The 12,154-nt window shown below is 61.9% G+C and carries 9 protein-coding genes; all 9 read left to right on the top strand.

Annotated features, from left to right (window positions below; translation table 11 throughout):
* The first annotated feature begins 9 nt into the window (after positions 1-9).
* The 9 genes from rseP to dnaE all read left to right on the top strand — a co-directional run bounded on the left by rseP (position 10) and on the right by dnaE (position 12,140).
* Complete coding sequence (gene rseP, locus IFT57_RS22255; RefSeq protein ID WP_122795109.1) at positions 10-1,359, top strand: sigma E protease regulator RseP; 1,350 nt, start codon at positions 10-12, stop codon at positions 1,357-1,359.
* 73 nt (positions 1,360-1,432) lie between these two features.
* Positions 1,433-3,808, top strand: a complete 2,376-nt coding sequence (gene bamA / locus IFT57_RS22250; RefSeq protein ID WP_192152684.1) for an outer membrane protein assembly factor BamA — start codon at positions 1,433-1,435, stop codon at positions 3,806-3,808.
* Positions 3,809-3,852: 44 nt separating this feature from the next.
* Positions 3,853-4,368, top strand: a complete 516-nt coding sequence (locus IFT57_RS22245; RefSeq protein WP_043185097.1) for an OmpH family outer membrane protein — start codon at positions 3,853-3,855, stop codon at positions 4,366-4,368.
* Between the two features lies 1 nt (position 4,369).
* A complete protein-coding gene (gene lpxD / locus IFT57_RS22240) occupies positions 4,370-5,425 on the top strand; it encodes a UDP-3-O-(3-hydroxymyristoyl)glucosamine N-acyltransferase (RefSeq protein ID WP_122795107.1) in 1,056 nt (351 codons plus the stop codon).
* 111 nt (positions 5,426-5,536) lie between these two features.
* On the top strand, positions 5,537-5,977 hold the full coding sequence (gene fabZ / locus IFT57_RS22235) for a 3-hydroxyacyl-ACP dehydratase FabZ (protein ID WP_043185101.1): 441 nt from the start codon (positions 5,537-5,539) through the stop codon (positions 5,975-5,977).
* Positions 5,974-6,750 carry an acyl-ACP--UDP-N-acetylglucosamine O-acyltransferase gene (lpxA, locus tag IFT57_RS22230; protein ID WP_122714035.1) on the top strand — a complete coding sequence of 259 codons (777 nt, stop codon included), beginning with the start codon at positions 5,974-5,976 and terminating at the stop codon, positions 6,748-6,750. Before fabZ ends, lpxA begins: the two co-directional genes overlap by 4 nt.
* A complete protein-coding gene (gene lpxB, locus IFT57_RS22225; RefSeq protein WP_192152683.1) occupies positions 6,750-7,895 on the top strand; it encodes a lipid-A-disaccharide synthase in 1,146 nt (381 codons plus the stop codon). Before lpxA ends, lpxB begins: the two co-directional genes overlap by 1 nt.
* Before the next feature lie 22 nt (positions 7,896-7,917).
* Entirely contained in the window at positions 7,918-8,547 is a 630-nt protein-coding gene (gene rnhB / locus IFT57_RS22220) for a ribonuclease HII (protein WP_163007437.1), read from the top strand.
* Positions 8,548-8,618: 71 nt separating this feature from the next.
* Positions 8,619-12,140, top strand: coding sequence for a DNA polymerase III subunit alpha (dnaE, locus tag IFT57_RS22215; protein ID WP_192152682.1), 3,522 nt, complete (start codon positions 8,619-8,621; stop codon positions 12,138-12,140).
* The last annotated feature ends 14 nt before the right edge of the window (positions 12,141-12,154 follow it).

Raw genomic sequence — 12,154 nt, 5'->3', positions numbered from 1 at the left:
GAGAGAGTTATGAGTGCGCTCTACATGATTATCGGCACCCTGGTGGCATTGGGTGTGCTGGTTACCTTTCACGAGTTCGGCCATTTCTGGGTCGCACGGCGTTGTGGCGTCAAAGTGCTGCGTTTTTCGGTGGGCTTCGGCACGCCGCTGTTGCGCTGGCATGACCGCCAGGGCACGGAGTTCGTCGTCGCGGCGATTCCGCTGGGTGGCTACGTCAAGATGCTCGACGAGCGCGAGGGCGACGTGCCGGCCGATCAGGTCGAGCAGTCGTTCAATCGCAAGAGCGTGCGTCAGCGCATCGCCATCGTCGCCGCCGGCCCTGCGGCCAACTTTCTGCTCGCCCTGGTGTTCTTCTGGCTGCTGGCGATGCTGGGCACTCAGCAGCTCAAGCCGGTGGTCGGTTCGGTCGAGCCGGGCAGCATCGCGGCAACCGCCGGTCTGATGGCAGGTGAGGAAATCGTCGCGGTGGATGGCGAAAGCACCTCCGGCTGGGCGGCGGTGAACCTGCAAATGGTAAGGCGCTTGGGCGAAACCGGTGCCTTGCAGTTGACCGTGCGCGAACCTGGCTCCAGCAATGAAGCCACTCGCTCGCTGGCCTTGAACCAGTGGCTGCAGGGCTCCGACGAACCCGACCCGATCCGCTCGCTGGGCATCCGTCCATGGCGTCCGGCGCTGGCGCCGATACTCGCCGAGCTGGATCCCAACGGCCCGGCGCAGGCCGCCGGTTTGCGTACCGGGGACCGCCTGCTGGCGCTGGACGGCCAGCCCCTGGGCGATTGGCAGCAGGTCGTGGACCTGGTCCGCGAACGTCCGGACAGTCGGATCGTGCTGCGCGTGGAGCGTGACAACGCTCCACTGGATGTCCCGGTCAACCTGGTTTCCAAGGGTGAAGGCAAGGCCGCCGGGTACCTCGGCGCCGGGGTGAAACCGGTCGAGTGGCCACCGCAGATGCTGCGCGAAGTCAGCTACGGACCGCTCGATGCCGTGGTCGAGGGCGCCAGGCGTACCTGGACCATGAGCGTGCTGACCCTTGATTCCCTGAAGAAAATGCTGTTCGGCGAGCTCTCGGTAAAAAACTTGAGTGGACCGATAACCATTGCTAAAGTGGCGGGCGCTTCGGCCCAGTCGGGTTTTGGGGATTTCCTGAATTTCCTCGCCTACCTGAGCATAAGCCTCGGAGTTCTCAATTTGCTGCCCATTCCAGTACTGGATGGGGGGCATCTGTTGTTCTACCTGATCGAGTGGGTGCGTGGTCGCCCAGTCTCCGATCGGGTACAGGGTTGGGGAATCCAGATCGGCATCAGTCTGGTGGTTGGGGTCATGCTGCTTGCCCTGATAAACGATCTGGGTCGACTGTAACGCTTCGCTCGTTTGCGAACCTGCCGCTTCTGCGGCAGTTTGTTTATTGCCAGTTGGAATAAGAAAGGACTTCATGAAACGTCTGCTGCTAACTGCGGTTCTTGCCGTACTGATGATCGCTGAAGTTCACGCCGCGTCCTTCACCATCTCCGATATCCGTGTCAACGGGCTGCAGCGGGTTTCCGCCGGCAGCGTGTTTGGCGCGTTGCCGTTGAACGTAGGTGACCAGGCCGACGACGGTCGCCTGGTGGAATCGACCCGTGCACTCTTTAAAACCGGGTTCTTCCAGGATATCCAGCTGGGCCGGGACGGTAACGTCCTGGTGATCACCGTGGTCGAACGACCTTCGGTGGCCAGTATCGACATCGAAGGCAACAAGGCCATCTCCACCGAAGACCTGATGAAGGGCCTCAAGCAGTCCGGTCTGGCCGAAGGCGAGATCTTCCAGCGCGCCACTCTCGAAGGCGTGCGCAACGAGCTGCAGCGCCAGTACGTCGCCCAGGGTCGCTACTCGGCCTCGGTCGATACCGAAGTGGTCACTCAGCCACGCAACCGTGTGGCCCTGAAGATCAATATCAACGAAGGCACGGTCGCGGCCATCCAGCACATCAACGTGGTGGGCAACTCGGTCTTCCCCGAAGAAGACCTGACCGACCTGTTCGAACTCAAGACGTCGAACTGGCTGTCGTTCTTCCGCAACGACGACAAGTACGCACGTGAAAAACTGTCCGGTGACCTGGAGCGCTTGCGTTCCTACTACCTGGACCGTGGCTACATCAACATGGACATCGCTTCCACCCAGGTGTCGATCACCCCGGACAAGAAGCACGTCTACATCACAGTCAACGTCAACGAAGGCGAAAAATACACCGTTCGCGACGTCAAGCTCAGCGGCGACCTCAAGGTTCCCGAAGACCAGGTCCAGCAGCTGATGCTGGTGAAGAAGGGCCAGGTGTTCTCGCGCAAGGTCATGACTTCGACCTCCGAGCTGATCACCCGCCGCCTGGGTAACGACGGCTACACCTTTGCCAACGTCAACGGCGTGCCTCAGCCGCATGACGATGACCATACCGTCGACATCACCTTCGTGGTCGATCCGGGCAAGCGTGCCTACGTCAACCGCATAAACTTCCGTGGCAACACCAAGTCGGAAGACGAAGTGCTGCGTCGCGAAATGCGCCAGATGGAAGGTGGCTGGGCGTCGACCTACCTGATCGACCAATCCAAGACCCGCCTCGAACGCCTTGGCTTCTTCAAGGAAGTGAACGTCGAGACGCCGGCCGTGCCGGGTACCGACGACCAGGTCGACGTCAACTACGCCGTGGAAGAGCAAGCCTCCGGTTCCATCACCGCCAGCGTCGGCTTCGCCCAGAGCGCCGGTTTGATCCTGGGTGGTTCGATCAGTCAGAACAACTTCCTGGGTACCGGTAACCGTGTGTCCATCGGCCTGACCCGCAGCGAATACCAGAGCCGTTACAACTTCAGCTACACCGATCCGTACTACACGCCGGACGGTGTCAGCCTGGGCTACAACGCGTTCTACCGCACCACCGACTACGACGACCTCGACGTCGACGTGGCCAGCTACGCCGTGGACAGCCTCGGCGCCGGCATGAACTTCGGCTACCCGATCAGCGAAACCTCGCGCCTGACCTTCGGCCTGAGCGTGCAGCAGGACGAGATCAAGACAGGTACCTATACCGTCGAAGAGATTTTCGATTTCACCGAGAAGGAAGGCGACAAGTTCCTCAACTTCAAGGCATCGGCCGGCTGGTCGTCGTCCACCTTGAACAAGGGCGTCCTGCCAACCCGCGGTGCTTCGCAAAGCTTGACCGGTGAAGTGACCATCCCGGGCAGCGACCTGTCGTTCTTCAAGATCGACTATCGCAACCAGGCGTTCGTGCCGATCACCGAAAACTACACCATGCGCTTCCACACCGAGCTGGGTTACGGCGATGGCTACGGTTCCACCGACGGCCTGCCGTTCTACGAGAACTACTATGCCGGTGGCTTCAACTCGGTCCGTGGCTTCAAGGACAGCACGTTGGGTCCGCGCAGTACGCCGAGTCAGGCAAACCCTGGACGCGGCACGTTGGAGGACCCGGATCAGGATCCACTGGCCTTCGGTGGTAACGTACAGATCACCGGTGGTGCCGAAGTCCTCTTCCCGCTGCCGTTCGTCAAGGATCAGCGCTCGCTGCGCACCTCGCTGTTCGTCGACGTGGGTAACGTGTTCGACACCAATTGCAATGTCAAACGTGACCCGAATGGTGCCAAGCTCAACGAATGCAACGACATCGACATCGCCAACATGGCCGTTTCCGCAGGCTTGGGCGTGACCTGGATCACCGCCCTGGGCCCGTTGAGCTTCAGCCTGGCGATGCCGGTCAAGAAGCCTGACAATGCCGAAACCCAGGTCTTCCAATTCTCTCTGGGCCAGACCTTCTAAGGTCTGTTCCTTGGCAACAACAACGGATTTTGTAGGAGTTTATCGTGCGCAAGTTGACTCAAATGGTTGTTCTGGCAGCGACGCTCGCCGCCTCGTTGGGTGCTGCTCCGGCCTTCGCCGACATGAAAATCGCCGTTCTGAACTATCAGATGGCCTTGCTCGAGTCCGACGCCGCGAAGAAATACGCGGTCGATGCCGAGAAGAAATTCGGCCCGCAACTGAGCAAGCTGAAAACCCTGGAAAGCAGCGCCAAGAGCATTCAGGACCGTCTTGTTGCCGGTGGCGACAAGATGGCCCAGCCCGAGCGCGAACGTCTCGAGCTCGAATTCAAGCAGAAAGCGCGTGACTTCCAGTTCCAGTCCAAGGAACTGAACGAAGCCAAGGCCGTTGCCGACCGCGAAATGCTCAAGCAGCTCAAGCCCAAGCTCGACGGCGCCGTCGAAGAAGTCATCAAGAAGGGCGCCTTCGACCTGGTTCTGGAGCGCGGTGCCGTGATTGATGTCAAGCCTCAGTTCGACATCACGCGCCAGGTCATCGAGCGCATGAATCAGTCGCGCTGATATGACAGCGACCATGAAGCTCGGCCAGTTGGCCGAGTTCCTAGGGGCCACGGTCAGTGGCGACCCGGAGAAGATCATCACTGGGCTGGCCACCTTGCAGGAGGCCGGCCCAGCTCAGCTGAGCTTTCTGGCCAACCCGCAGTATCGCAAGTTCCTCCCCGACAGCCATGCCGGCGCCGTACTGCTCAAGGCGGCCGATGCCGAAGGTTTTCAGGGCGATGCATTGATCGTTCCCGATCCCTACCTCGCCTATGCGCGCATTTCCCACCTGTTCGATCCCAAGCCTCGCGCCAGTGCCGGTGTTCATCCCACGGCTGTCATTGCAGCCGACGCTCAGGTCGATGCTGCCGCCAGTGTCGGGCCGTTCGCCGTGATCGAAAGCGGTGCCCGGATCGCTGCCGGGGTGACCGTCGGCGCGCATTGCTTCATCGGTGCGCGCTGCGAGATCGGTGAAGGTGGCTGGTTGGCGCCGCGCGTGACCCTCTATCACGACGTGCGCATCGGCAAGCGCGTGGTCATACAGTCCGGTGCGGTGCTCGGTGGCGAGGGCTTTGGTTTCGCCAACGAGAAGGGCGTCTGGCAGAAGATCGCCCAGATCGGCGGGGTCAGCATCGGTGACGACTGCGAGATTGGTGTGAACACCGCCGTGGACCGCGGCGCGTTGGCCGATACCTTGATCGGCAATGGCGTGAAGCTCGACAACCAGATCCAGATTGCCCACAACGTGCAGATTGGCGACAACACCGCCATGGCCGCCTGTGTCGGCATCTCGGGAAGCAGCAAGATCGGCAAGAATTGCATGCTCGCAGGCGGTGTAGGCCTGGTCGGGCACATCGAGATCTGCGATGGGGTATTCATCACCGGCATGACCATGGTGACCCATTCGATCACCGAACCCGGTGCCTATTCCTCGGGTACGGCGATGCAGCCAGCGGCCGAGTGGCGCAAGAGCGCCGCGCGACTGCGGCAGTTGGACGACATGGCGCGCCGCCTCAAGCAGGTGGAAAAGCGTGTCGAGGCAGTGACCCAAGGCGGTAAAGCGTCATCTGATGGCTGATACCCTTTCCATATCAAGTGTGCCCAGCCGCTAGACTGCCCCTTGATTTGCAATAGGAGTGTCGCGCGTCAGCCGCGCGCTCCCTATCTTTACTACAGGCTTCCCCCCGAAATGATGGACATCAACGAGATTCGCGAATACCTGCCGCACCGCTATCCCTTCCTGCTGGTGGATCGCGTAGTGGAGCTGGACGTCGAAAGCCAGAGCATTCGCGCCTACAAGAATGTCAGCATCAACGAGCCGTTCTTCAATGGTCACTTTCCCGCGCACCCGATCATGCCGGGCGTGTTGATCATCGAAGCCATGGCCCAGGCTGCCGGCATCCTTGGTTTCAAGATGCTCGATGTCAAACCGGCCGACGGTACGCTCTACTACTTCGTGGGTTCGGACAAACTGCGTTTCCGTCAGCCCGTGCTGCCCGGTGACCAACTGATCCTGGAAGCCAAGTTCATCAGCTGCAAGCGGCAGATCTGGAAATTCGACTGCAAGGCTTCGGTCGACGGCAAGCCGGTCTGCTCGGCCGAGATCATCTGTGCGGAACGCAAGCTATGAGTTTGATTGACCCTCGCGCCATCATCGACCCGTCCGCCGTTCTGGCAGATGGCGTCGAAGTCGGCCCTTGGTCGATCGTTGGTGCGGGCGTGGAAATCGGCGAGGGCACCGTGATCGGTCCCCATGTCATCCTCAAGGGGCCGACCCGCATCGGCAGGCACAACCGCATCTACCAGTTTTCCTCCATCGGGGAAGACACGCCGGACCTCAAGTACAAGGGCGAAGAAACGCGCCTGGTCATCGGTGACCACAACGTCATCCGCGAAGGCGTGACCATTCACCGTGGCACCGTGCAGGACCGCGCCGAAACCACGCTGGGCGATCACAATCTGATCATGGCGTACGCCCACATCGGGCACGACAGCGTGATCGGCAACCACTGCATCCTGGTCAACAACACGGCCCTGGCCGGCCACGTGCACGTGCATGACTGGGCGATCCTTTCCGGTTTCACCCTGGTTCACCAGTACTGCCATATCGGTGCCCACAGCTTTTCGGGCATGGGCACGGCCATCGGCAAGGACGTGCCAGCCTATGTCACGGTGTTCGGCAACCCGGCCGAAGCCCGCAGCATGAATTTCGAAGGCATGCGCCGCCGCGGTTTCAGCGACGACGCCATCCACGCTCTGCGCCGTGCCTACAAGACGGTCTATCGTCGTGGCTTGACCGTGGAGCAGGCGTTGCTCGATCTGGCCGAGCCTGCGCGTCTGCACCCTGAAGTCGACGTGTTCCTCAAGTCGATCCAGTCTTCGACCCGCGGCATTACCCGCTGATGTCACACCCCGTAGCGCTGACCGTGGCATTGGTGGCAGGCGAAGCCAGCGGCGATATCCTCGGTTCGGGTCTGATGCGTGCGCTCAAGGCACGCCATCCGCACATTCGGTTCATCGGCGTCGGTGGTCCTCTGATGGAAGCCGAAGGGCTGGTCAGCCGCTTCCCCATGGAGCGCCTGTCGGTCATGGGCCTGGTCGAGGTGCTGGGTCGTCTGCGCGAACTGCTGGCACGGCGCAAGCAGCTGATTGCCGAGCTGATCGCGTGCAAGCCGGACGTGTTCATTGGCATCGACGCTCCCGACTTTACTCTCAACATCGAGCTCAAGCTGCGTCAGGCCGGGATCAAGACCGTGCACTACGTAAGCCCTTCGGTGTGGGCGTGGCGGCAGAAGCGCGTCCTGAAGATTCGCCAGGGCTGCGACCTGATGCTCACGCTGTTGCCCTTCGAAGCCAGGTTCTACGAAGAGCAGGGCGTACCGGTCCGTTTCGTCGGCCATCCCCTGGCCGACACCATTGCGCTGCACGCCGACCGTGGCCAGGCCCGGGCACAGCTGGGCCTGGCGGGTGATTTTCCGGTCGTGGCACTGATGCCGGGCAGTCGCGGCGGCGAAGTCGGGCGCCTGGGCGGGTTGTTCCTCGACAGCGCCCAGTTGCTGTTGCAGTCGCAACCGCACATGCGCTTCGTGATTCCCTGCGCCAACCCGCAGCGCCGTGCGCAGCTGGAGCAGATGCTCGTGGGGCGCACACTGCCGGTGACCTTGCTCGATGGCGACTCGCACACCGCGCTGGCAGCCTGTGATGCGGTACTGATCGCCTCCGGCACGGCCACCCTCGAAGCCCTGTTGTACAAGCGCCCGATGGTGGTCGCCTACCGGCTGGCGCCACTGACATACTGGATCCTCAAGCGCATGGTCAAGAGCCCCTACGTGTCGTTGCCCAACCTGCTGGCCCAGCGCATGCTGGTTCCCGAGCTGCTGCAGGATGACGCCACGCCTCAGGCCTTGGTCGACCGCCTGCTGCCTCTGCTGGCGAGCGGCGAAGAACAGACCAGCGGCTTCGATGCGATTCACCGCACCCTGCGCCGTGATGCGTCCAACCAGGCGGCCGAGGCCGTGTTGCAACTGATAGGCAGGAACGATGGCTAAGCCTCCACAGACGAGCAGGCAACTGCAGATGGGCCTGGATTTCGATCTGGTCGAGGAACTGGTTGCCGGTGTCGACGAAGTCGGCCGCGGGCCGCTGTGCGGAGCGGTGGTGACCGCAGCGGTGATTCTCGATCCGCGGCGGCCGATCCTCGGGCTCAACGATTCGAAAAAGCTTACCGAAGCGCGTCGTGAACTGCTTTACGAAGAGATCTGCGAAAAAGCCCTGGCCTGGTGCATCGCTCGCGCCGAAGTCGAAGAGATCGACCGCCTGAACATTCTTCACGCAACCATGCTGGCCATGCAGCGAGCGGTACAGGGTTTGAGCATCACGCCAAGGCTTGCATTGATCGACGGCAATCGCTGCCCGCAACTGGACGTGCCCAGCGCCCCGGTGATCCAGGGCGATGCCAAGGTCCCGGCGATTGCCGCCGCTTCGATCCTGGCCAAGGTCAGTCGCGATCGGGAAATGTCCGCTTTCGAATTGATCTACCCTGGCTACGGCATGGGCGGGCACAAGGGCTACCCCACGCCGGTGCACTTGGAAGCCTTGGCCCGGCTGGGCCCGACGCCCATTCACCGGCGTTCGTTCGCACCGGTCCGCGCCGCATGGCAGGCGCGCGAAAGCAGCGATCAAGCGCCCGCCTGGGTCTAGCAGGCTGATGTTTTGATCAAGGCCCGGTACAATCCGGGCCTTGTCGTTCTACCGCAACCCATAGGATCAACATGTCGGTTTCCTTCGTTCATCTTCGCCTGCACACCGAATACTCGCTGGTCGACGGCCTGGTGCGGATCAAGCCGCTGGTCAAGGCGCTGGCCGGCATGAACATGCCGGCGGTGGCGGTAACCGACCAGAACAACATGTGTTCGCTGGTGAAGTTCTACAAGGCCGCCATGGGCGCCGGCATCAAGCCGATCTGCGGCGCCGACCTGTGGCTGGCCAACCGCGACCCCGATGGCCAGTTGAGCCGCATCAGCCTGCTGGCAATGAACGCAGTGGGTTATCGCAACATCACCGAACTGATTTCCCGTGGCTTCATCGAGGGCCAGCGCAACGGCCAGGTGATCGTCGAACGGCAGTGGGTGGCCGAAGCCAGTGAAGGGGTGATCTGCCTGTCGGCGGGCAAGGAAGGCGAGATCGGCATGGCGCTGCTGGGCGGTTACCCAGGCGATGCCGACAACCTGTTGCGCGAATGGATGGCGATTTTTCCCGAGCGCTTTTATGTCGAGGTGCAGCGGACCAATCGCACCAACGACGAGGAGTACCTGCACGCGGCCGTAGCATTGGCCGACCGTCTGGGCGCGCCACTGGTCGCCACCAACGACGTCCGCTTCATCAAGCAGGACGACTTCGAAGCCCACGAAACCCGCGTGTGCATCGGTGAAGGCCGGGCGCTGGACGACCCGCGCCGCAACAAGAACTACAGCGACCAGCAGTACCTCAAGAGCGCCGAGGAAATGGCCGAGCTGTTCAGCGACTTGCCCGAGGCGCTGGAAAACACTGTCGAGATCGCCAGGCGTTGCAACATCGACGTCAAGCTGGGCAAGCACTTCCTGCCCGACTATCCGATTCCCGATGGCATGACCATTGACGAGTATTTCCGCAAGGTCTCGTTCGACGGCCTGGAAGAGCGGCTTGCCGTGCTGTTGCCCAGGGACACCACCGAGAATTACGAGGCGCGCCGCCAGGTCTATGTCGACCGGCTGAATTTCGAGCTCGACATCATTATCCAGATGGGCTTTCCCGGCTACTTTCTGATCGTGATGGACTTCATCCAGTGGGCCAAGAGCAACGGCGTGCCGGTCGGTCCCGGGCGAGGTTCGGGCGCAGGCTCGCTGGTGGCCTACGTCCAAAAGATCACCGACCTCGATCCGCTGGAATACGACTTGCTGTTCGAGCGCTTTCTAAACCCCGAGCGGGTCTCCATGCCCGACTTCGACGTCGACTTCTGCATGGATGGCCGCGACCGGGTCATCGACTACGTGGCCGACAAGTATGGCCGCAATGCCGTGAGCCAGATCATCACCTTCGGTTCCATGGCGGCCAAGGCGGTGGTGCGCGACGTGGCGCGGGTGCAGGGCAAGTCCTATGGCCTGGCCGACCGGCTGTCCAAGATGATTCCGTTCGAAGTCGGCATGACCCTGGAAAAAGCCTACGAACAGGAAGAGATTCTCCGCGACTTCATCAAGGTCGATGAAGAAGCTGCGGAAATCTGGGACATGGCTCGCAAGCTCGAAGGCGTGGTGCGTAACGTCGGCAAGCACGCCGGTGGTGTGGTGATCGCGCCGACCAAGTTGACCGACTTCGCGCCGATCTACTGCGACGAAGCCGGTGATGGCCTGGTGACCCAGTTCGACAAGGATGACGTGGAAGCCGCCGGCCTGGTCAAGTTCGACTTCCTCGGCCTGCGCACCCTGACCATCATCGACTGGGCGTTGAAGACCATCAACCGCGACCGTGCCAAGGTCGACGAAGCGCCGCTGGACATCGCTTTCATTCCGCTCGACGACAAACCGACCTATCAGCTGCTGCAGAAGGCCGAGACCACGGCGGTGTTCCAGCTCGAGTCGCGCGGCATGAAGGAGCTGATCAAGAAGCTCAAGCCCGACTGCCTGGAAGACCTGATCGCCCTGGTGGCCTTGTTTCGACCGGGGCCGCTGCAGTCGGGCATGGTGGACGACTTCATCAACCGCAAGCACGGCCGCGCCGAGCTGGCCTATCCGCACTCGGACTACCAGTACGAAGGCTTGAAACCGGTGCTGGCGCCGACCTACGGCATCATCCTGTATCAGGAGCAGGTGATGCAGATCGCCCAGGTGATGGCCGGCTACACCCTGGGTGGTGCCGACATGCTGCGCCGCGCCATGGGCAAGAAGAAGCCCGAGGAGATGGCCAAGCAGCGCGGTGGCTTCATTGACGGCTGCGCAAACAACAATATCGACCCGGACCTGGCCGGCAACATTTTCGACCTGGTGGAAAAATTCGCCGGCTACGGTTTCAACAAGTCCCACTCTGCCGCCTACGGCCTGGTGTCTTACCAGACCGCCTGGCTCAAGACCCACTACCCGGCGCCGTTCATGGCTGCGGTGCTCTCGGCGGACATGCACAACACCGACAAGGTCGTGACCCTGATCGAAGAAGTGCGCACCATGAAGCTGCGCCTGGACGCGCCGGACGTGAACAATTCCGAGTTCAAGTTCACGGTCAACGACGACGGCCGCATCGTCTATGGGCTGGGCGCGATCAAGGGTGTCGGCGAAGGCCCGGTGGAGGCGATCATCGAGGCGCGTCAGGCCGGCCCGTTCAAGGACCTGTTCGACTTCTGCGAGCGCGTCGACCTCAAGCGCATCAACAAGCGCACACTCGACGGCCTCATCCGCAGTGGCGCGATCGACCGGCTGGGCCCGCATTTCCACGATGAAACCAAGGCCTACCAAGCCAACATCGATCGCAACCGCGCGGTCTTGCTGGCGGCCATGGAAGGGGCGATCAAGGCAGCGGAACAGACTGCACGCACCCACGACAGCGGCCACGACGACCTGTTTGGCGGGGTGTTCGTCGAAGCCGACGCCGATGTCTATGCCAGCCATCGCAAGGCCAAGGAACTCACGCTCAAGGAGCGGCTGCGCGGCGAGAAGGAAACCCTGGGGCTGTATCTGACCGGGCATCCGATCGACGAATACGAAGGCGAGATCCGCCGCTTCGCACGCCAGCGCATCATCGACCTCAAGCCTTCGCGCGAGACCCAGACGGTGGCCGGCATGGTCATCGCCCTGCGCGTGATGAAGAACAAGAAGGGCGACAAGATGGGCTTCATCACCCTCGATGACCGTTCGGCACGTATCGAGGCGTCGCTGTTCGCCGATGCCTTCATGTCCGCTCAGTCGCTGCTGCAGACCGATGCCATGGTGGTGGTGGAAGGGGAGGTCAGCAACGACGATTTTTCCGGGGGGCTGCGCCTGCGCGTCAAGCGCGTGATGAGCATGGAGGATGCGCGCACCAACCTGGCCGAAAGCTTGCGGCTCAAGGTGCACGCCGACGGGCTGGGGGGTGATCGGCTCAGCTGGCTTGGCAAATTGTGCCGTCAGCACCGTGGCGCCTGCCCGATCACCATGGAGTACACCAGCAGCGATGCCAAGGCGACGCTGCAGTTCGGCGAGGGCTGGCGCATCGACCCTGCCGACAGCTTGATTCAAGCGTTGCGTGACCAGTTCGGCCGCGAGAACGTCTTTCTGCAATATCGTTGAACTGGCCCTGCGGG

It is taken from the genome of Pseudomonas sp. CFBP 13719, assembly GCF_014842095.1.
GTDB lineage: Bacteria > Pseudomonadota > Gammaproteobacteria > Pseudomonadales > Pseudomonadaceae > Aquipseudomonas.
The sequence above is the reverse complement of the archived record's forward strand: the minus strand, read 5'-3'. Positions and strand labels throughout refer to the sequence as shown.

Coding starts and splice junctions, on each gene's coding strand:
- rseP (WP_122795109.1), top strand. CDS start 10: ATGAGTGCGCTCTACATGATTATCGGCACCCTGGTGGCATTGGGTGTG.
- bamA (WP_192152684.1), top strand. CDS start 1,433: ATGAAACGTCTGCTGCTAACTGCGGTTCTTGCCGTACTGATGATCGCT.
- lpxD (WP_122795107.1), top strand. CDS start 4,370: ATGACAGCGACCATGAAGCTCGGCCAGTTGGCCGAGTTCCTAGGGGCC.
- fabZ (WP_043185101.1), top strand. CDS start 5,537: ATGATGGACATCAACGAGATTCGCGAATACCTGCCGCACCGCTATCCC.
- lpxA (WP_122714035.1), top strand. CDS start 5,974: ATGAGTTTGATTGACCCTCGCGCCATCATCGACCCGTCCGCCGTTCTG.
- lpxB (WP_192152683.1), top strand. CDS start 6,750: ATGTCACACCCCGTAGCGCTGACCGTGGCATTGGTGGCAGGCGAAGCC.
- dnaE (WP_192152682.1), top strand. CDS start 8,619: ATGTCGGTTTCCTTCGTTCATCTTCGCCTGCACACCGAATACTCGCTG.